Source organism: Leclercia pneumoniae, assembly GCF_017348915.1.
GTDB classification, from domain to species: domain Bacteria; phylum Pseudomonadota; class Gammaproteobacteria; order Enterobacterales; family Enterobacteriaceae; genus Enterobacter; species Enterobacter pneumoniae.
The window spans coordinates 2,200,975-2,221,884 of the sequence record NZ_CP071383.1 but is presented as its reverse complement, the minus strand read 5'-3'; the positions used below and the strand labels follow the sequence as shown (position 1 = coordinate 2,221,884).

Genomic DNA, 20,910 nt, shown 5'->3' with positions numbered 1-20,910 from the left:
TTACCCCCTGTTTTTGCGCGATAAAGCTTCATCGTACGGCCTGCGTTACGTTTAACCTCCACCTACAGGAAACGTTACACCCATGCAGCGTCACTTTTTATGGGCTCTTAATCCTTGCCTGCTTGCACTTTTATCCACTCCAGCCTGGTCGGCAGCCGCCGAAGAGGACGAGCTCGTTGTCTCGGCCAGCCGTTCACACCGTAGCGTGGCAGAAATGGCACAAACCACCTGGGTAATTGAACAGTCTGAGATTGAGCAGCAGGTACAGGGCGGTAAAGAGCTGAAAGAGGTTCTTGCCCAGCTAATTCCCGGTATGGATGTCAGTAGCCAGGGGCGAACGAATTACGGCATGAATATGCGTGGTCGTTCCATGATGGTGATGGTGGACGGGGTTCGGCTTAACTCTTCGCGCAGCGACAGCCGACAGCTTGACGCGATCGATCCATTTAATGTCTCACGTATTGAGGTTATCTCGGGGGCCACAGCGCTGTACGGCGGCGGAAGTACCGGTGGCCTGATTAACATTGTCACGAAAAAAGGGCAGTCGGAGAAAGAAGTTGAACTGCAGACTGGGATAAAAAGCGGATTTAACAGCCATAACGATCATGATGAAAACGTGGCGGCCGCGGTAAGCGGTGGCACAGACCGCGCTTCCGGTCGACTCTCTGTGGCGTATCAGCGCTATGGTGGCTGGTACGATGGCCACCGTGACGAAGTCATTATTGATAACACCCAGACGGGGCTGCAGTATTCAGACCGTCTTGACGTGATTGGCACCGGTACGCTGGATATTGACGACCATCAGCAGATTCAGCTCACGACCCAGTACTACAAAAGCGAGTCGGACGGTAAACACGGTCTCTATCTTGGTGAGAACTTCTCTGCCGTTACCGGGCAAGGTAAAGCTTATAACTCGGGCAACCTCGACGCCGATCGTCTGCCAGGCACCGAGCGGCATTTGATCAACCTCCAGTACTCCAATACCGATTTTCTGGGCCAGGATCTGGTTGCGCAGATCTACTACCGTGACGAAAAACTGACCTTTTATCCTTTCCCGACGCTTGCGGGCGGCAGCGTGGGGAGCATTGGCGCCTCTCAGCAGAATACCGATTACTGGGGCGGCAAACTGACGCTCAACAGTCAACCCGTCGACGACCTGACCCTGACGTATGGGGTGGACGCTGACCATGAGACCTTTGATGCTAATCAGCAGTTCTTCGACCTGACGAAGGCCGCGCAGAGTGGGGGGATGGATCTGCAGAATGCGTACCGGGTGGGGCGTTATCCGAGCTACAGCATTACCAACCTGGCGCCGTTCCTGCAATCCAGCTACGACATTCGCGCCATTACGCTCAGCGGCGGCGTGCGCTATCAGTACACAAAAAACAAAGTTGATGACTTTGTGGGGTATAACCAACAGCAGGCCATTGCCCGGGGGGATGCCCTCTCTGCCGATGCCGTACCTGGAGGGGAGACCAGCTATAACAACCTGCTGTTTAACGCCGGTATACTGGGGCGTGTGACGGAACGCCAACAGGTGTGGTTCAACTTCTCTCAGGGATTCGAAATTCCCGATCTGGCGAAGTACTACGGCTCTGGCCGTTATCAGCTGGTGGACGGTCACTATCGTCTGATCGATAGCGTGAACGTCAACGACTCCAGACTCGATGGTATTAAAGTCAACGCCTACGAACTGGGATGGCGTTATAACGGCGATAACCTGCGTACGCAGATTGCGGCCTATTACTCGCTCTCTGACAAAACGATCAATATTAATAAAACGGATATGACCATTAATATTGAGGACGACAAGCGCCGGATCTATGGCATTGAAGGGCAGGTTGACTACTTCTTCCCGGACAGCGCATGGAGTACCGGTACCAATTTCAACGCCATCAAATCAGAAACGCAGGTGGATGGACAGTGGCAGAAGCTCACCGTCGATAGCGCCAGCCCGTCGAAAGTGAGCGCGTGGCTTACCTGGGCGCCGGGTCCCCTGAGTCTGCGCGTGCAGAGCACACAGACGTTTGACGTGTCGGACGAAGCCGGTAAAAAGATCGACGGCTATAACACGGTCGACTTACTGGGCAGCTACGAACTTCCGCTGGGTAAGCTGAGCTTCAGCGTCGAAAACCTGCTCGATAAAGATTACACCACCACGTGGGGGCAGCGCGCGCCGGGTCTCTATAGCCCGACCTACGGCGATGCCGGCCTCTATACCTATAAAGGGCGTGGCAGAACCTTCGGCCTGAACTATTCCGTTCTGTTTTAACTCGTCATCTTATGTGCTTTCACCTTCCGCTGGCCCCCTCCGGGCCAGCAGTGGCTTGACTTTATCTCCGATAAGGGATAAACCTGTCTGTATCCCTTGTAGGGGATATTCACCGCCACCCTGAGAGTGTTATGAAACCACCCATGATCTACAGCCCCGTGCAGCTGGCAAATTACCTGAAATTAACGCGTCAGAAGAATAACTGGACCCAGAGTGAACTGGCCCGAAAGATTGGTATCAAGCAAGCCACGGTGTCGAATTTTGAAAACAACCCCGACAACATCACCCTGACCACTTTCTTCAAGCTATTACAGGCGCTGGAGTTAACGATGGTGCTATATGATAAGGGTGAAACGGTCGAGGATAGCACCTCTATTCAGCATCAGGATGTAGAGTGGTAATGCCTAAGCTCGTGACGTGGATGAACAATGAGCGAGTTGGTGAGCTAACAAAGCTCCCTAACGGCGCGCATACCTTTAAATATGATCGTGAGTGGCTCTATAACCGCCACGCCAGGCCCATCTCGCTGTCGCTTCCCTTGCAGACCGGCACGCTCACCTCTGATGCGGTCTTCAATTTCTTTGACAACCTGTTGCCGGATAGCGCTGTCGTGCGGGATCGCATTGTTAAACGTTATCAGGCGCGCTCAAAACAGCCCTTCGATCTGCTGGCGGAAGTGGGCCGCGACAGCGTCGGTGCCGTGACCCTGCTGCCCCCGGATGCGATCATCTCTGCCCCGATCATGCGCTGGGAGACGCTGGATGAACCCCGGCTCGAAAAGGTGCTCTCTGCTTATCAGGCCGATATTCCGCTTGGCATGATTAAAGACGAGAACGATTTTCGTATTTCGGTGGCGGGCGCCCAGGAAAAGACGGCGCTGTTACAGATTAACGACGCGTGGTGCATTCCGAAGGGGATAACCCCCACCAACCATATTATTAAGCTGCCCATCGGGGAGATCAGACAGCCCAATGCCACCCTGGATCTTCGCGACAGCGTGGATAACGAATATTTCTGTCTGGCCTTTGCCAGGGCGCTGGGGCTGGCGGTTCCTGACGCCACCATTATTACCGCCGGGCAGATTCGGGCGCTAGCCGTGGAACGTTTTGACCGCCGCTGGAACGCCGATCGCACTATGTTGCTGCGATTGCCGCAGGAGGATATGTGTCAGGCCTTTGGTTTACCCTCTTCGTTGAAGTATGAATCCGACGGCGGGCCCGGTATTTTGCCGATTATGTCGTTTTTGCTGGGATCGAGTGAAGCCCTGCAGGATCGCTATCACTTTATGCAGTTCCAGCTCTTTCAGTGGCTTCTGGCCGCGACGGACGGGCACGCCAAAAACTTCTCGGTGTTCATCCAGCCTGGGGGCAGTTACCGTCTAACCCCGTTTTACGACATTCTTTCAGCTTATCCGCTGCTCGGCGGGGCGGGTCTGCACATCAGCGACCTGAAGCTGGCGATGGGGCTCAAGGCTTCCAGAGGGCGCAAGAACGCAATCGATCGTATTTATCCGCGTCATTTTTTTGCGCTGGCAAAAGAAGTGGGGTTTGCACAAAGCGAGATGGAGAGGATCATGCAAACCTTCGCCCAACAAGTTCCTGATGCGCTGCGTCGCGTGAACGATGCGCTTCCGGCTGGTTTCTCCAGCAGGGTAGCTAAAACCATTACCGCCGGGGTGCTGCGACTGCATCAGCGTCTGGTAAATGGATTATCCCTTACAGGGTATAAATACTGAATTATCCCTTAGCGGGGATAAGCCTGCAGGTTAACCTCAGATTCTCCTCACCTGCAGAGAGTGTGTTCAGGTATGAAGCATTACCGGGCTGGTGGCACGAAAGTACCTGATTTTAGGCTTATAATGCGCGGGGCAGAATATGATAATTCCTCTCTCTGCCATGCTATTTCTGTTTATTCAGAAGCCATTTTACTTAACGCGATGATGAAGCGATCGCCCCTGAAAGAAGATAACCGCAATGAAGAAAGTCGCCCTCTGTTCTCTGTTAGTTGTACTGTCTGGCTCCTCTCTGGCAGCTACTACCAGCGCCACAAATATTGCCGACGTGGTCACGCCGGTCATCACCGCGCTGATGAAAGAAGAGGCGATACCGGGTATGGCCGTTGCGGTGATTTATCAGGGAAAACCTTACTATTTCACCTGGGGGCTGGCCGATGTCGCGGGTAACAAAGAGGTCGATCGGCAAACCCTGTTTGAACTGGGTTCGGTAAGCAAAACCTTTACCGGCGTGCTGGGCGGCGAGGCGGTGGCGCGGGGAGAGGTAGCCCTGGACGATCCCGCCAGCCGGTATTGGTCCGCACTGTCGGGCAAACAGTGGGAAGGGATCACGCTGCTGCATCTGGCCACCTATACCGCAGGGGGCTTACCCCTACAGGTGCCGGACGACGTCACCGATCGGACATCGCTTGCAGGCTTTTACCAGCAATGGCAACCGCAGTGGGCTCCGGGTACGAAACGCCTCTATGCTAACAGCAGTATTGGCCTTTTCGGCGCACTTGCCGTGACACCGTCACGTTTAAGTTTTGAGAAGGCACTGGGTGACCGGGTACTTAAACCCCTGCAGTTAAATCATACCTGGCTTCAGGTTCCACCGAGTGAAAAACAGCACTACGCCTGGGGCTATCGCGACGGAAAGCCTGTTCATGTGTCGCCAGGTATGCTGGATGCCGAGGCTTACGGCGTGAAAACCACCATTGTCGATATGGCGGCATGGCTACAGGCTAATATGCAGCCCGCTGGAATAAAAGTGCAGTCGCTTAAACAAGGCGTGACGCTAGCCCAGTCACGCTACTGGCAAGCAGGCGAGATGTATCAGGGGCTGGGCTGGGAGATGCTTGACTGGCCGGTCAGCGAACGCACCCTGGAGGAGGGCAGCGCCAATACCTACGCGCTGTCGCCGCAGAGCGTGGTGAAAATCACGCCGTCGACACCGCCCGTGAGCGCCTCCTGGGTGCACAAAACTGGCGCTACCGGCGGATTTGGTAGCTATATCGCCTTTATCCCGGAAAAGGAGATCGGTATCGTGATGCTGGCCAATAAAAACTACCCGAATCCTGTGCGTATTCGGGCCGCGTACCGCATTCTTGACGCCTTACAGTAAGCCGCAGGGCCTGCTTCGGCAGGCCAACAGACCTACCAGTCGGGATCGTCATCCGGCAGGTCTTCCTGAGTCCACTTTTCACTTAGATGAATATCCAGAGTCTCAAGGGGGCCGGAACCGGTATTCTTGAACTTATGCGGCACGTTGGCCGGGCCGAAGAGTACGTCGCCGCTTTGCGCTTCAATAACCTCTTCGCCGATTTTAAACAGCGCTGTTCCACTAAGAATGACAAAGATTTCCGGGTAGGTATGGACGTGCAGTGATGGCCCGGCGCCATACGCTTCCTGGGTATAGCGCAGGACAGAAACCTGAGTACCAAACACCGTACCGTCGAAATTGCCGTTTTTAAGATCTGGCAGGGATAACCATGCGCCAGCATCGAGCTTCTGAGCTTTATCCGTCATAGAGGAACGCCTTTTTTTAGTCATGCCTTCCTAAAGGATAGTCTTTCGATCCTGAATTTCCTCACCCGTTTCGGGGTGGTAATAAGCATTCTCATTATCATTTCCGTTTGCTACTATCGGTCTCTCTAACTGTTCGTTATGGCTGTAAGGCGGTGTTATGTCGGCTGTGCAAAGTTATCGCTTATTCAACGTTGTGCTGGCGCGGAAAGAGAGGCTTTCCCCCTCGATGCTGCGCTGCGTGTTTAGGGGTGACGAGGTGCGTCATATGAAAATCGATGCGCCGGATCAACGTATTAAGCTGCTTTTCCCGTCGCTGAATGGCACCCCGGCGGCGTTAACGTCCGACGGTTCCTGGTGGGAACAGACGAAGGCACTGCCTGAAGATCGTCGTCCTGTACTGCGCACTTATACACTGCGTCGCGTCGATGTTGAGGCCGGGGAAGCGGAGGTAGAGTTCGTCATGCACGGGACTGATGGCCCGGCATCTGCCTGGGCGATGGGCGCACAGCCGGGCGATGCGCTGCAGATGGTGGCGCCAAACCGTGATTATCCAGAAGATAGCGGTGGGTATGAGTGGAATCCCCATCCAGAGGCCGAACGGGGACTGATTATTGCGGACGAAACGGCGTTGCCCGCAGTGAAGGGTATTCTGGAGCAGTTGGCCCATCGCGATACGCCGCCTCAGATTCAGCTATTTATTGAAGTGCCGAAGCAGGGCGATTGTAGCGATCTCAGCGCCTGGCCTTTTGCAGAAGTGCACTGGTTAGCGCGTGAACTGACCGGTGCCAGCTACGGCGAGGCGCTACTCCAGGCGGTAAAACAGCATGTGATGTTGCCTGACTATGCGCTGACCCGCTGTCAGGAAGTACAAGAAGAAGAAGAGGGCGAGTTACTGTGGGATCGCGCCGAAAGTGATAACCGCTTCCACGGTTGGGTAGCAGCAGAATCCACGACGGTTAAACATCTGCGACGTTACCTTATTGGTGAACGCAACGTGTCGAAAGAGACGATCAGCTTTTTGGCTTACTGGGCGCGTGGCCGCGGTGCGTAGCAGTGCAGCCTGGTATGTGGTTGAATAGGCCCAGGAATTAATCCGTCTGCGAGGTAGGCCGCAGTGACACTTCTTGAACAATTAACAGAGCTTGAATGTTCACTTCATAACGTCCGGCGAAAGGATGACGAATGGCTGGAAAAGATCCTTCATCATGAGTTCAGGGAGATTACACGTTCCGGTGTATGGGTTAGCCGTACAGAAACCATTGAAGCGCTGACGCATGAAGACGCCACCACGCTGATTCAGAGTAGCGATTTCCAGCTGATCTCCTTAAAAGAGAATGTCGCTCTGTTGCATTACCGAACCTTCAGCCCCGATGGCAGCAGACGCGCTCTTCGCACGTCATGCTGGATATGCGGTGATGATGGGCAATGGCAGCTAAGGTTTCACCAGGGGACACCAGAAGCTGATGGCGCATAGCGCGCCAGCGGGGTTGGCCTGGGGAGTACAAATAAACAACATTCCGGCTGCAACACCATTCCGGAACTGTTATACTGTATATAAATACAGTAGGAGGCATGAAATGGCTGTTGAAACAAAATTTGTAGTCGTAAGAAAAGGTGAAGAGAAAATGACATTTGCCAGTAAGAAAGAGGCGGACGCTTACGACAAACTGCTTGATATGGCAGATGCGTTCACCGACTGGCTGCTGCAAAGCGATATGCAGATGGATGAAACACAGGCTGAAAATCTGGGTCTGTATCTCGCCGAGCAGAAAGAGGCCGTGCAGCATATTCTGCGTACCAGTAAGCTCCCTGAATCAAATGATGCCGCAAGCGCAACGCCAGATGAGACCGCAGAGTCTGATGTGGCCGGCAGTAAGAAAATCAGGGCAGTGAAAGCAGCCTGATCGCCAGAGTATGTCATCGCTAATAACGACGCCGTAAGTGGGAAACCGCTTGCGGCTTTTTTTATGTCTGTGTGGCGCTGAGACTGAGTGATTGAGTAGAGCGTTGCCGAAACGGTTTGAACGTCGGCCTGGATACGTCAAAAAGATAATGCCGGTGATGAGAAGGAAAACGTCGCTAAGAGGCGGTTGTAGCAACAATCATAGAGTCCCGTGCAACAGACCAACGCAGCTGAGTCAAAGATAAGATGTTTGTGCCAAAGCCGGCCACAGCAATCAGTAACACAAACACCGTAGAATTAAGCTTATAATCATTTGGTGCGCATAATGTATATTATGTTAAATGCGATAATTACGTACTCAGCTTTAGATTCCCCGACCTCTGTTCCCCAATTAACTGGCCTCATTCCCGTCCTCTTCACGCATTTGCTCGTTCGTCCCCAATAAGAAAACTTAGCCATCAGCGAATTTTTACGCAGTACTGTTTTTATATACAGTGCACCGTATTTGCCACATTATTCCCCTTCTCTTTCTCACCCCGGAATGCAGGCGCTGCTTCGCTACACTACACTTCAACACGGCATGTTATCGCCATCCGATTGCCTGTTCACCAGCGCAACATTCATCCCGACTTTTATTCATTCCGCGAGGGGTCAATCATGTCATTTGTGACGACAAAAGATAATGTCAGTATCTTCTTCAAAGACTGGGGTCCTAAAGATGCACAGCCCATCTTTTTCCATCACGGTTGGCCACTCAGCGCCGATGACTGGGATAATCAGATGCTCTTCTTTTTATCCGAAGGCTTTCGCGTGATCGCGTCCGACCGTCGTGGTCATGGGCGTTCCAGCCAGGTCAGCGACGGGCATGATATGGATCACTATGCAGCGGATGTCTCGGCGGTGGTTGAACATCTGGATCTGCACAATGTGGTGCATGTCGGCCACTCCACCGGTGGCGGCCAGGTGGCGCGCTATGTCGCACAATATGGTCAGCCAGAGGGGCGCGTCGCGAAGGCCGTGCTGATCAGTGCGGTTCCGCCACTTATGGTGCAAACGCCAGATAATCCGGGCGGTACGCCGCTGGAGGTCTTCGATGGTTTCCGGCAAGGGCTGGCAGCTAACCGGGCGCAGTTTTACCTGGATGTCGCCTCGGGTCCGTTCTACGGATTCAACCGCGACGGCGCCGACATCTCGCAGGGCACCATTCAGAACTGGTGGCGTCAGGGAATGATGGGCAGCGCAAAAGCGCACTATGAAGGCATTAAAGCGTTTTCAGAAACCGATCAGACCGAAGATCTGAAGGCGATAACGGTACCCACTCTCATTCTTCAGGGTGATGACGATCAGGTGGTCCCCTATAAAAACGCCAGTCTGCTTCAGGAGAAACTCGTCTCTGACAGCACGCTGAAAGTCTATCCTGGCTATCCGCACGGTATGCACACCACTCATGCGGAGAGCATCAATCAGGATCTTCTCGCCTTTATACGGGGCTGATCGCCCTGCCCTTTAATGAGCAATGCCGCATGCGCTAAGGCGTATGCGGCATATTTCATGGGTAACTCAACCCGGCAGCGAGGCTTTCAGGCGACGCACTGCTTCCTGCAGGTTTTCATCGGTCACGCTGACATAAGACATGCGTAAGGTACTGTGGTCCGGTTCATTGCAGTAGAAGAACTCGCCCGGCACGTACACCACGCCGTTGTTGAGGGTCGTTTTCAGCCATTCCGTGGTATTCATCTCGTATTTGAATTTCGCCCACAAGAACATCCCGCCCATGGGTTTATGGAAGGTCAGATGATCGCCCAGCTCGCGTTCAACCAGCTGGCACAGCGTCTCGCATTTATGCTTATAGGCTTTGCGGATCAGCGCAATTTGCCCTGGCAGTCGACCACTTTCCAGATAATGATAAGTGAGGGATTGGGACAAGGTACTGGTATGCAGATCCGTCGCCTGTTTCAGGTTCACCACCTGCCGTTTAATCCAGGCCGGCACCACCAGCCAACCCACCCGTGCGCCTGGCGCGAGGATTTTTGAGAAGGTAGAGGTATAGATGACGTTATCGCTGTTATCCATCTCTTCAGCCCAGGCTTTCAGAGGCTTGAAAGTGTTATCGGTAAAGTTAATCTCGCAGTAGGGATCGTCTTCAATAATCACAAAATCATAGCGTTTAGACAGCGCCACCAGCTGTTTACGGCGATGCTCAGCCAGCGTCACCCCGCCCGGGTTGCCAAAGGTGGGAACGATATAGACGGCTTTGATTTGGGTGGTTTTCACCAGCGCTTCCAGCTCGTCGATAATCATCCCGTCGCCGTCGGTTCCAACAGACATCAGGTTTGCTTCGGCCAGCTGCATAACCTGCAGTGCCGCCAAGTATGTCGGGCGTTCAACCACCACGATATCACCCGGATCGATCAAAGCACGCGCCAGTAGATCCAGTGACTGCTGAGAGCCAGAGGTCACCACCACATCATCGATATCGCAGTGAATGGCGCGCTCCCCCAGCAACTGGCAAATGGCGCCGCGCAATTCCGGGCTCCCTTCGCTCAGACCATACTGGAAGGCCTCTTTCCAGGCGCTGGAGAGCACCTTCTCCATGGCCATCTCTAATCCTTCGCGATCGAATAGTTCCGGATTAGGAATGCCGCCGCCGAGAGAGATGACCCCTTCCATTTTGCTGTGCTTCAATAACTCACGGATTGCCGATGACTGAAGATTCTGGACCTTTTTTGCTATTTTGTTCTGCGACATCTTCCCTTACCCATTTATTAATGTATCTCAGACTTATTATCACATGCGCAACAATTTGATAACCGTTTAATGGCCCAAATCGATATGTCCCGCCATATTATCCCTCCCTGGTCTGCTTTTCAGGCACGGAATGGCGTTTTCGGACGCGTAAAAATAGCCAATCTGATGGCGTAAATTGTTCTTTAATCTCCTAAGTACGCACGCTAAGCTCCGCTCACACTCAGTATATTAAGAAACACTATCATGAAACTAGAGCAGTTCAGCGGTCTGTTAACCACGTTAACGCATGACTTCACCAAAACGCTGCCAGGGGAGCTGTTGCTGACGACCGAAGGCGATATCACCACCTTTTATGCCCCCTTTGACTACATTAATACCCAGGCAAAAATCGTCTTATGCGGCATTACGCCAGGTTTACAACAGGCCAGCCGGGCGCTGGAAGAAGCACAGCGTCAATTGCGGATGGGAGCCACCGTCGAGCAGGCGAGAAAAGCGGCAAAAGAGACGGGCAGCTTCGCCGGTCCAATGCGCAGTAATCTTATCGCTATGCTGGATCATATTGGTCTGCCCGATATTCTGAAAATTGAGCGCTGCGCCCAGCTATTCGGAACGCACAGCCACCTCGTTCACTATACGTCAGCGCTGCGCTACCCGGTGTTTATCAAAGGGAAAAATTACAGCGGTTCGCCTGGCATGTTGCAGCGCGCCAGTATGCGTCAGCAAATTGATACCCATCTGGCTGAGGAGATTGCGCTGCTGGGGCCTGAGTGTCTGTACGTTCCTCTTGGCCCTAAAGTGACGGAAGTGTTTCTGCATTTGCAAGCACGCGGGCTGCTCAAACCGGAGCAACTGCTTGACGGCCTGCCTCACCCGTCCGGGGCGAACGCCGAGCGCATCAGTTACTTCCTCGGTAAGAAAGCGCGCGCTACGCTATCAGCCAAAACCAATGCCGATACGATTGATAATGCCAAAGCCAGACTGCTGGCGAAGATGGCTACCCTGCAAAATCGTTAACAGTTTAGATGACAAAAGCCAGCAAACCATGAGCCTGCTGGCTTTGAGTAAGGTCCTTAACTCGCTGACCAGCGCGTTCCCTGCATATCTATCACAAACCGGTAGCGTACATCGCCTTTCAGCATGCGACTAAACGCCTGTTCGACTTCGTTACCGGTAATCAACTCGATATCGGCGGTAATGTTGTGAGTGCCGCAAAAATCGAGCATCTCCTGAGTCTCTTTAATACTGCCAATCGATGAGCCGCTGATGCTCAGGCGTCGGAAAACCATTGGCGTGATATCCGGAGAGAGATGCGGACTGTCCGGAATGCCCACCAGCACCAGTCTTCCGTTGGTTTTCAGCGTTGCGAGCAAGGGATTCAGATCGTGCGGGGCCGCCACGCAATCAATAATGATATCGAGCGAGCTCTGCACCTCGGCCATTTGTGCCGCATCGCGGGATACCACCACCCGCTTCGCACCCAGCTTTTTCGCATCCGCCCCCTTTTCCGGGGATGTGGTGAAGAGCGTGACCTCCGCGCCCAGCGCGCTGGCCAGTTTCACCGCCATATGCCCCAGCCCGCCGAGACCAACCACCCCTACGCGATCGCCCGCCTTCACATTGAAGTGGCGCAGCGGAGACCAGACGGTTACGCCGGCGCAGAGCAGCGGCGCGACCCCTGCCAGATGCAGGTTCTGCGGCACTTTGACCACGAAATGCTGATCGACAATCACATTCTGGGCATAGCCGCCCCAGGTGCTCTCACCGGTCACCTTGTCGATACCGTTATAGGTTGCGGTGAAGCCAGCCTCGCAGTATTGCTCCTCCTGCTGTTGGCAGAAATGGCACTCGCGGCAGGAGTCAACCATCACGCCTACACCGACAATGTCTCCCGGACGCAAGCGATCCACATTGCTGCCGGTCGCCACCACGCGGCCAACAATTTCGTGACCCGGAACCAGCGGATAACGGCTCACGCCCCACTCGTTACGCGCCATATGCAGGTCGGAGTGGCAGACGCCGCAGTAAAGAATTTCAATATTGACGTCCTGCTTTTGCAGGGGACGCAGGGTAATGTTCCCGGAGACCAGGGGTTGTGTCGCCTCATGGGCAACTAACGCTTTAACTTTCATGCCGCCTCGTAATGCACTGGCTTTTCTCAATCGAAGGCGGCAGACTTTACGTAAATGGGTCCACAATTGATAGTAGTCACCATTTGGTGACCATAAATGAGGAGCACGCCATGCCCGCCTGGGTAGACGGAAAACTGTTTTTTTACGCGGATTCACCGCCGCGCCGGTTAATGGATCTCTTCTCGGTCAAATGGAGCACCATGGTGCTGCACGCCCTCTACCACTGGCCGGACGATCGCGCCCGCACGGGCGAGCTGCAGCGCAGTCTGCAGGGGATCTCAAAAAAGATGCTTTTTCAGACGCTTAAAGAGCTGGAGCAGCGCGGACTCATTAGCCGACACGTCTATGACGTTATCCCGCCCAAAGTGGATTATCGCCTTACCCCGCTGGGCCGAACCTTTGCCGAACCTATAGAGCAGATGTATCAGTGGGGGCTGGATAACCAGGCGGCGCTGGATAAAATGCAGGCATGCTATCAGGCTGCGATAAACACGCAGAAAACCGGCGGATAATGATGTAACCTTTCTTAGCGATAAATGACAACAAACGGACACAGCATGTCAGCACAAATTTCGAAAGATCCTCTGCACGGCGTTACCCTCGAGATGCAAATTAACGCTCTGGTGGCGCGCTACGGTTGGGAAAAGCTGGGTCAGCTTATCAAGATTAATTGTTTCAACAGCGACCCGAGCGTGAAATCCAGCCTGAAATTTTTACGCCGCACACCGTGGGCGCGTGCAGAGGTTGAAGCCCTGTATCTCGATAGCCTCGACGAACCCGCACCGGAATCCGCGCCGGCGCCCACCGCCAGCCCCTGGTCCAATAATCGCCATACAAAGAGCTGACAAGCCATGATGCGAGACGTTACACGGTCGGGCATGCTGCTCGCCTGCGCCCTTTTGTTAGCCAGCTGTGCCTCTGAGCCGCCAAAATCGTTGGTCACCCCGCTGCCGCCAGTAGCCAAACAGCCGGTGCCAGACCAACGTCAGCAGGATAATCAGCCGATGCGTGGCGTCTGGCTGGCCACGGTCTCTCGTCTCGACTGGCCGCCGGTAAAATCGGTAAATGTCAGCAGCCCCGCGCTGCGCATTCGACTGCAGCAGCAGGCATTAATCACCAAGCTGGACAACCTCAAAAGCCTCGGCATCAACACCGTCTTCTTCCAGGTCAAACCGGACGGCACCGCCCTGTGGCCATCTCAAATTCTGCCCTGGTCAGATATGCTGACGGGCACCATTGGCCAGGATCCGGGCTACGATCCCCTGAAGTTTATGATCGATGAAGCACACAAGCGCGGAATCAAAGTGCATGCGTGGTTCAACCCGTATCGGGTTACCACCAATACGAAACCGGGCACCATTACGGCGTTGAGCCGGACCTTGCCGCAAAATCCGGCCAGCGTGTATGTGCTGCATCCTGACTGGGTTCGCACCTCCGGCGACCGCCTGGTGCTCGACCCCGGTATACCCGCAGCGCGGGACTGGATCACCAGCATCGTGGCCGAAGTGGTGGAACGCTATCCGGTAGACGGCGTGCAATTCGATGACTACTTCTATACTGAAACCAAAAGCTCCACCCTCAACGATACACAAACCTGGCAGCAATATGGCCAGGCCTTCGCCTCGAAAGCTGACTGGCGCCGCGATAACACCCAGCAACTGATTGCGCAGGTGTCGCGTACCATTAAGCAGATCAACCCTAACGTGATGTTCGGCGTCAGCCCTGCCGGGGTGTGGCGTAACCGTTCGCACGATCCCGCCGGGTCAGATACGCGCGGAGCCGCCGCGTATGACGAATCTTTTGCCGACACGCGTCGCTGGGTGCAGCAAGGGTTGCTGGATTACATCGCCCCGCAGATCTACTGGCCATTTTCCCGCGATGCCGCGCGTTACGACGTGCTGGCAAAATGGTGGGCCGAGGTAGTCAAACCGACCAAAACCCGGCTCTATATCGGCGTGGCGCTCTATAAAGTGGGCGAACCGTCGCGTAACGAGCCCGACTGGACGGTCAACGGCGGCGTACCGGAGCTGCGTAAACAGCTTGATCTGAACGACACGATGCCGGGCATCAGCGGCACGATCCTCTTTCGCGAAAACAACCTCAATCAACCGCAGGCCCAGCAGGCCGTTAGCTATTTACGCAGCCGCTGGGGCAGTTAGCCCTTCGGTTGTCCAGTTCTCACAACCCTCTGTCCAGGGCGCTAAAGCAGCGCCCTTTTCTCCTGCGCACAATGGAATGAAAACCACAGGAGATGATCATGCTGAGTCACCCGCAACAGAAATATCGCCCCTTCCCGCCTCTTAACCTGCCCGATCGCCGCTGGCCATCACAGCAGATCATCCAGGCCCCGCGCTGGCTCTCTACGGATCTGCGCGACGGTAACCAGGCACTCGCTGAGCCCATGGACAGCGAGCGCAAACGTCAGTTCTGGCAATTACTGCTGGCCTGCGGCTTCAAAGAGATTGAGGTGGCTTTTCCTTCAGCGTCGCAAACTGACTTCAACTTCGTACGTGAGCTAATTGAAGACGAACTGATCCCGGACGATGTCACCATTCAGGTGTTAACCCAGGCGCGGGAAGATTTGATTCTGCGCACCTTCGACTCTCTGCGCGGGGTGAAACGCGCCACGGTGCATCTTTATAACGCCACTGCCCCGCTGTTTCGTGAGCTGGTCTTCGGCCTGGAGAAAGCGGACATCATCGCCCTTGCTACTCGCTCAACCCGCCAGATCCGCCAGCTGTGTGAACAGCACCCGGAAACGCACTGGCAATATGAATACTCGCCTGAGACCTTCTGCTTCACCGAGCCGGAGTTTGCGCTGGAGATTTGTGAAGCGGTGGCGGATATCTGGCAACCTTCGGCCGACCGCCCGATGATTATCAATCTGCCGGCGACGGTTGAAGTGAGCACCCCGAATGTCTACGCCGATCAGATTGAATTTTTCTGCCGCCATTTTTCCCGGCGCCAGGATGTCTGCATTAGCGTACATCCGCATAACGACCGGGGAACCGGCGTCGCCTGCGCCGAGCTGGCGGTCATGGCGGGAGCCGATCGCGTGGAAGGCTGCCTGTTTGGCAACGGCGAACGCACCGGCAATGTCTGCCTGGTGACCCTGGCGATGAATCTCTATAGCCAGGGTATCCCACCAGGGTTGCGCTTTGATGATATGAAATAGGTGGTTGAGGTCGTAGAGCGGTGCAACCAGCTGCCGGTGCATCCTCGCCATCCGTGGGCCGGTAGCCTGGCTTATACGGCGTTTTCCGGTTCGCATCAGGATGCGATCAAAAAAGGCTTCGATGCGCGTAAGCCCGGTCAGCCCTGGGCAATGCCCTACCTGCCGGTCGATCCCCAGGATATTGGCTGCAGCTATGAAGCGGTGATCCGTGTGAACAGCCAGTCCGGGAAAAGCGGCAGCGCCTGGCTGATTGAGCAGAATCACGGTCTGAAGCTCCCGCGCGCATTGCAGCAGGATTTTAGCCAGCACGTACAGCGTGAAACCGACGCCCATGGCCGGGAGATGACGCTCAACGCCCTCTGGCAACTGTTCCGTACCCGTTACCGGCTGGTGCCGCAGCCCCCGCTGGCGCTGAAGGAGTATAAAAGCGAAAGCCAGCAGAATGGTCAGTTAAAGCTGAATGCTACGCTGCAGGTGGCCGGGGAACAGCGCAAAATTGAAGGATATGGCAACGGCCTGCTCTCTGCCGCAGCCCAGGCTGTCTCGGGCTTCAGCAGGCAGCCGGTGGTGATTAAAGATTACCACGAGCACACCCTGGGGGAACGCAGCGACAGCCGCTCAGTAGCCTATATCCGCTGTCTGTTTGCCGATGGCAGCAGCCGCTGGGGCGTGGGGATTGATAGCGACATCTCCCGTGCGTCGCTGCAGGCGTTCTTCAATGCAGCGCAGCTGGACGATTAACCATCCTGAAAATAGTCGCTGGGTGATATTCCCATCACCCTGCGGAACATGGTCGTAAAGGCGCTGTGGCTGCCATACCCCAGCTCCAGCGCGACGGTCAGTACCGCCTGCCCCTGCGCCAGCCGTATCAACGCCTCCATCAGTTTCGCCCGCCGCACCCACTCTCCCCAGGTGAGCTGGGTTTGCTGCTGGAAATGGCGGTTCAGGGTACGTTCACTCATGTTCACCTGTTTTGCTGCCCGGCTGCTGCTCCAGTCTTCTGCAGGCGACTCTCGCATACGCCCGCAGAGCTGGCGCAACACCTCACTGGTCGGTTCGGCCAGACCAAAAGGCAGCACCGACATGCCGCGTATTTCATCGAGAATAAGTTCATAAATGCGCTCGTCCCGGCTGCCGGGTGCGTACGCTTCCGCCAGATCGAGCGAGGCCACAATCAGCTCCCGCAGCAACGCCGTAACCTGCACAATCTGACAGCTGGCGGGGAAATCAGCCCGCGCCAGCGGATCGATAAACAGCGTTCTCGCCGCCACCTGTCCGGTGATCCGCAGCGAATGCCGCGTGCCGGCCGGTAGCCAGACCCCCCGCCCAGGCGGCACCACCCAACTGCCGAGCGGTGTGTCTACCCGCACCACCCCGGATCCAGCATACGAATAGCGTCAAAAGGATTATTCAGCAGTTGGCGTTGAGGCACTTTTAACGCCAGTGCCAGGGTGTTCTGACTGGATAGCATCTCCGACTGTGTTTCAAGCTGGCGAAAATTAACGACATCTGTTTTCAGCATATCCAGCGCTTCGCGACTGATCACATGGGGGCTGAGGGCTCCGGTTTTTTTCAGCTCTTGCAGACGATGGCGAAGCAGCGCATTCGAGTCCGCATTACGCGCAAAATATCCCTGGGCGATATCGTCCTCTTCAAGACGAATATGGGTCTGGCAGAGCACAAAGGTAGCTTTATTCTTGAGATCCGCCACCAGCATCACAAAGTGAACATTCTCGATAAACGCTTTGTTATCGAGCCCGTCGAGCATGCTTCTAAGCAGGGTATCGAGATCGTTCAGCGCCCGGCGCAGCGGGGTAATATGCAGGCGAATGAACTGATGATCGCTCTGCTTCTGGTTGGCATAGAGTGCCTCTTCAATAGCCGCCAGCGCGCTGCTTTTAATCTCACTGATTTTGATTAACTTACTAAAACGGGCTTCATCCAGCAGTTGCTCGGCCTTGTGATCCAGCGCGTCAATTTTTTCGCTGATCTCTTCCAGCTTTTGACCGAGGGTCTCGGTCGTCTGCTGCGCAGACATGATATTTATCGCTGAAAGCGAAGCCGTTTGACTGGCGAGCTGTTCCATTACCTCTGCATGATTCTGGCCCAGCTGTTTTTCAAGCTGCTCCAGCGGGCTTTTTTGACCAGGCTGCCCTTCTTGCGGGAAGATAAGATGTTTAACGATCTTACCTGCAACATCGCGAATAGTGCCGCCATGAATTTTTAGCTCCCCGGATTCAATACGGGCAATAATGTCTGCCGTCAGCGGTAGAGCACGTTCAAGAATCACTGAAAAAATCATAGGTCGATCTCACTGGCATAGTTTTCTGCAGCCAGACGTGAACGAATACTGCCAATAATCAGTACTGCCGGGATGGTCACGCTGTAGGCGGTGCCGGTGAAGGCAAACAGCACCCCTGCCACGCCGGTGAGCACGCCAATAAACTGTCCGGCGACCGGTATCGCAGCAACCACACCGCGACGCAAAATAAAGGTGCCGACAGCCATGAGCGCCGGGGTCATACCCAGCAGGCTTCGGGCGGCGGCGTTTTTGGCGTCGGTTAACATTTTTTGGTCGTCCAGGCTTTCCCGCAATACCTGTTCAAAAGCTTCACGTTCGCTATCTGAAAGTTTGGCTTTATAATCGGCAATCACTTTCTCGGCAATTTTCTCTTCGATTTTAATCAGGTCGCTTTTCATATCGACTTTGGCACCGACTTTCTCCGCAACATCGCAGACGATTTCACGGTAATTCACCCCGCGTCGGCGGAACAGATTCATCACCGTATCGCCTCCCATGCTTTGCAGCTCAATGGTCAGTTTCAACGGGTCACGTTCTTCTTTACTGATATCGGCGGATCGCTTACTCGCTATCACCTCGGCCAGAAATGCCTTCTCCTGTTCACTTGCCTGCTGCAATAGCGGATAAAGATCCTGATCGTTACGGGCAAAATCGATGCTTTTCATTTTTGTAGTTTCTGCTTTGCTGTGTGATTGATGGTGAGAATGCTACTCAAAGCAAGCATAACGTCAAGGAATCAATGAGATGAAAAGCAGAGCCAGCGTTAACTGGCTCTCAGGAGGCTTCAGGATTTGCTAAAGAGGGTGATACTGCGAGCGGCCAGTTGCCAGACCGTCTGGTCTTCCTGCGTCGGTGATGACGGGTTTTCACCGGCAGTCGATAGTTGCAGCATCCAGTCGTTGTCGTCGAGGCGCGGGAGCTGGAATGTCACCTCTTCTGTTAACGGATTAAACAGCATCAATACATCGTGCCACACGCCCTCTTCGCGCTGGAGATCCGGGCGGCTGATGACGACACCGAGCGTGGCGCTGGCATCCCAGTGCTCATCTTGCTGTGGCCCGCCGTCAGGGTTAAACCAGTGGATCTCCAGCCCGTCGCGCCAGTTTTCTCTGCGTAATAAGGGTTGCTCCGCGCGCAGCTGAATAAGCTTGCGGGTAAATTCCCGCAACGCATCGGCGCTCGGCGGCAGGTTTTCCCAGTGAACCCAGGAGATCTCGCTGTCCTGGCAGTAACCATTATTGTTACCCATCTGACTGCGGCCAAACTCATCCCCGGCCAGCAGCATCGGGGTGCCATGCGACACAAACAACGAGGTGAGGAAATTACGTTTTTGCTGTTCGCGCACGGCATTAATGGCTTCGTCTTCGCTCGGCCCTTCGGCACCGTAATTGCAGGAGCGGTTATCATTGTGGCCGTCGTTATTGTCTTCGCCGTTATCCTCGTTGTGTTTGTCGTTGTACGACACCAGGTCGTTGAGGGTAAATCCGTCATGGGCCGTAACAAAGTTGATGCTCGCCCACGGGCGGCGACCATGCTGATCGTACAGATCGCCGGAGCCCAGTAGCCGTGCGGCAAAATCGGAAGAGACATTATCCCCGCGCCAGTACTCACGCACCGTATCGCGGTATTTGTCGTTCCATTCTCCCCAGCCCGGCGGGAATCCGCCAACCTGATATCCGCCGGGGCCGATATCCCAGGGCTCACCAATCAGCTTCAGTTTAGAGAGCTGCGGATCCTGCATAATGGCGTCAAAGAAGCCGCCACGCGGATCGAAGCCCTGCGGCTCGCGGCCCAGAATGGTGCCCAGGTCAAAACGGAAACCGTCGATGTGCATGGCGTCCGCCCAGTAGCGCAGGGAGTCCATCACCATCTGCAGTACCCGGGGGTGCGAGGTGTTTACGGTATTACCGGTCCCGGTGTCATTAATGTAATAGCGGTGCTGATCCGGCAGCGTGCGGTAATAGGCGAAGTTATCAATGCCCTTGAACGACAGCGTTGGACCCAGTTCATTGCCCTCTGCGGTATGGTTATAAACCACATCCAGAATCACCTCGATGCCCGCGTCATGATAAGCGCGAACCATCTCACGAAAACCCTGCATTCCCCGTGGGCCGTAATAGTGCGGCGTCAGGGCGAAGAAGCCCAGGGTGTTATAGCCCCAGAAATTCTTCAGCCCTTTATCAAGCAGATGTTGATCGTGGGGGAACCAGTGCACCGGCATCAGCTCGACGGAGGTAATGCCCAGGCTTTTGATGTAGTCGACCGAGGCCTGATGCCCCATCCCTTCAAACGTGCCACGCAGCGCCTCAGGAATGGCCGGGTTAAGCTGGGTAAAGCCTTTCACGTGGGTTTCGTACAGCACCGTATGGGGCCAGGGCACCGCCGGACGGTTGTTATCCTGCCAGTCGAAGGCGTTGGGGTCGATGACCCGACATTTTGGAGTGAATGGCGCGCTATCGCGGGTATCGAAGCTCAGATCCAGCTCGTCATGGCCCAGTTCATAGGCGAAGTGGGACGGGTCCCACTGAAGCTCGCCCACCAGTTCCCGCGCGTAGGGGTCGATTAAGAGTTTGTTGGGATTAAAACGGTGCCCGTTTTCAGGATCGTAAGGGCCGTAAACGCGATAGCCATACAGCGCCCCGGGCTGAAGATCCGGGACATAGCCGTGCCACACCTCGTGGGTGAACTCGGGTAGCTCCAGCCGGGCAATCTCCGTTTTACCGCTGGGATCGTACAGGCAGAGCTCAATGCGCTCGGCATGTGCAGAAAAAATCGCAAAATTGACACCTTTTCCGTCGTAATTGGCCCCTAACTGATGGCTGGACCCTGCCTGAATGTCGAAATGATTACCGTTTGGCATG

The 20,910-nt window shown here is 54.9% G+C and carries 18 protein-coding genes and 2 pseudogenes; 13 read left to right on the top strand and 7 right to left on the bottom strand.

Annotated elements, in window-relative coordinates; translation table 11 throughout:
* Positions 1-82: 82 nt before the first annotated feature.
* From JZ655_RS10680 to ampC, 4 genes are all read left to right on the top strand, one after another.
* A complete protein-coding gene (locus tag JZ655_RS10680; protein WP_207291738.1) occupies positions 83-2,272 on the top strand; it encodes a TonB-dependent siderophore receptor in 2,190 nt (729 codons plus the stop codon).
* Between the two features lie 131 nt (positions 2,273-2,403).
* Positions 2,404-2,673 carry a type II toxin-antitoxin system antitoxin HipB gene (gene hipB, locus JZ655_RS10675; protein WP_207291737.1) on the top strand — a complete coding sequence of 90 codons (270 nt, stop codon included), beginning with the start codon at positions 2,404-2,406 and terminating at the stop codon, positions 2,671-2,673.
* Positions 2,673-4,007, top strand: coding sequence for a type II toxin-antitoxin system HipA family toxin (locus JZ655_RS10670; protein ID WP_207291736.1), 1,335 nt, complete (start codon positions 2,673-2,675; stop codon positions 4,005-4,007). The genes hipB and JZ655_RS10670 overlap by 1 nt, the downstream gene beginning before the upstream one ends.
* Positions 4,008-4,245: 238 nt before the next feature.
* Complete coding sequence (gene ampC, locus JZ655_RS10665; RefSeq protein WP_207291735.1) at positions 4,246-5,388, top strand: class C beta-lactamase; 1,143 nt, start codon at positions 4,246-4,248, stop codon at positions 5,386-5,388.
* 32 nt (positions 5,389-5,420) lie between these two features.
* Here the strand turns inward: ampC and JZ655_RS10660 are convergent, their stop codons facing one another.
* On the bottom strand, positions 5,421-5,792 hold the full coding sequence (locus JZ655_RS10660) for a cupin domain-containing protein (protein WP_040075696.1): 372 nt from the start codon (positions 5,790-5,792) through the stop codon (positions 5,421-5,423).
* Positions 5,793-5,949: 157 nt separating this feature from the next.
* On the opposite strand from JZ655_RS10660, the gene JZ655_RS10655 reads away from it, so the two are divergent.
* The 4 genes from JZ655_RS10655 (at position 5,950) to JZ655_RS10640 (ending at position 9,189) form a co-directional block, all read left to right on the top strand.
* Positions 5,950-6,843, top strand: a complete 894-nt coding sequence (locus tag JZ655_RS10655) for a siderophore-interacting protein (protein WP_207291734.1) — start codon at positions 5,950-5,952, stop codon at positions 6,841-6,843.
* A 63-nt stretch (positions 6,844-6,906) separates the two neighbouring features.
* Positions 6,907-7,266 (top strand): nuclear transport factor 2 family protein, encoded by a 360-nt coding sequence (locus JZ655_RS10650; RefSeq protein WP_207291733.1) that lies wholly within the window; start codon positions 6,907-6,909, stop codon positions 7,264-7,266.
* Positions 7,267-7,369: 103 nt separating this feature from the next.
* Entirely contained in the window at positions 7,370-7,696 is a 327-nt protein-coding gene (locus tag JZ655_RS10645) for a YebG family protein (RefSeq protein ID WP_040075693.1), read from the top strand.
* A gap of 656 nt (positions 7,697-8,352) precedes the next feature.
* A complete protein-coding gene (locus JZ655_RS10640; RefSeq protein ID WP_207291732.1) occupies positions 8,353-9,189 on the top strand; it encodes an alpha/beta fold hydrolase in 837 nt (278 codons plus the stop codon).
* A 66-nt stretch (positions 9,190-9,255) separates the two neighbouring features.
* Here the strand turns inward: JZ655_RS10640 and JZ655_RS10635 are convergent, their stop codons facing one another.
* Complete coding sequence (locus JZ655_RS10635; protein WP_040075691.1) at positions 9,256-10,443, bottom strand: aminotransferase-like domain-containing protein; 1,188 nt, start codon at positions 10,441-10,443, stop codon at positions 9,256-9,258.
* 243 nt (positions 10,444-10,686) lie between these two features.
* Between JZ655_RS10635 and JZ655_RS10630 the strand changes: the two genes are divergently transcribed.
* Complete coding sequence (locus JZ655_RS10630; protein WP_207291731.1) at positions 10,687-11,457, top strand: hypothetical protein; 771 nt, start codon at positions 10,687-10,689, stop codon at positions 11,455-11,457.
* 56 nt (positions 11,458-11,513) lie between these two features.
* On the opposite strand, the gene JZ655_RS10625 is transcribed toward JZ655_RS10630, so the two are convergent.
* Positions 11,514-12,572, bottom strand: coding sequence for an NAD(P)-dependent alcohol dehydrogenase (locus tag JZ655_RS10625; RefSeq protein WP_207291730.1), 1,059 nt, complete (start codon positions 12,570-12,572; stop codon positions 11,514-11,516).
* Positions 12,573-12,682: 110 nt separating this feature from the next.
* Here JZ655_RS10625 and JZ655_RS10620 point away from each other — a divergent pair, with 110 nt between their 5' ends.
* The 4 genes and pseudogenes from JZ655_RS10620 to leuA all read left to right on the top strand — a co-directional run bounded on the left by JZ655_RS10620 (position 12,683) and on the right by leuA (position 16,488).
* Complete coding sequence (locus JZ655_RS10620) at positions 12,683-13,084, top strand: winged helix-turn-helix transcriptional regulator (RefSeq protein ID WP_207291729.1); 402 nt, start codon at positions 12,683-12,685, stop codon at positions 13,082-13,084.
* 45 nt (positions 13,085-13,129) lie between these two features.
* A complete protein-coding gene (locus tag JZ655_RS10615) occupies positions 13,130-13,417 on the top strand; it encodes a VF530 family protein (protein WP_207291728.1) in 288 nt (95 codons plus the stop codon).
* A gap of 6 nt (positions 13,418-13,423) precedes the next feature.
* Entirely contained in the window at positions 13,424-14,731 is a 1,308-nt protein-coding gene (locus JZ655_RS10610) for a glycoside hydrolase family 10-like protein (RefSeq protein WP_207291727.1), read from the top strand.
* 98 nt (positions 14,732-14,829) lie between these two features.
* Positions 14,830-16,488: pseudogene (gene leuA / locus JZ655_RS10605) on the top strand (2-isopropylmalate synthase).
* Here the strand turns inward: leuA and JZ655_RS10600 are convergent.
* From JZ655_RS10600 to glgX, 4 genes and pseudogenes are all read right to left on the bottom strand, one after another.
* A pseudogene (locus tag JZ655_RS10600) lies at positions 16,485-17,126 on the bottom strand (AraC family transcriptional regulator); the annotation flags it as partial. The pseudogenes leuA and JZ655_RS10600 sit on opposite strands and share 4 nt — an antisense overlap.
* The gene (locus JZ655_RS10595; protein WP_207291725.1) at positions 17,108-18,049 is read right to left on the bottom strand and encodes a hypothetical protein; all 942 of its coding nucleotides are present in this window, start codon (positions 18,047-18,049) and stop codon (positions 17,108-17,110) included. The pseudogene JZ655_RS10600 and the gene JZ655_RS10595, both read right to left, overlap by 19 nt.
* Complete coding sequence (locus JZ655_RS10590) at positions 18,046-18,714, bottom strand: YaaW family protein (RefSeq protein ID WP_207291724.1); 669 nt, start codon at positions 18,712-18,714, stop codon at positions 18,046-18,048. Before JZ655_RS10590 ends, JZ655_RS10595 begins: the two co-directional genes overlap by 4 nt.
* A gap of 119 nt (positions 18,715-18,833) precedes the next feature.
* Positions 18,834-20,909 carry a glycogen debranching protein GlgX gene (gene glgX, locus JZ655_RS10585; RefSeq protein WP_207291723.1) on the bottom strand — a complete coding sequence of 692 codons (2,076 nt, stop codon included), beginning with the start codon at positions 20,907-20,909 and terminating at the stop codon, positions 18,834-18,836.
* Position 20,910: the final 1 nt, after the last annotated feature.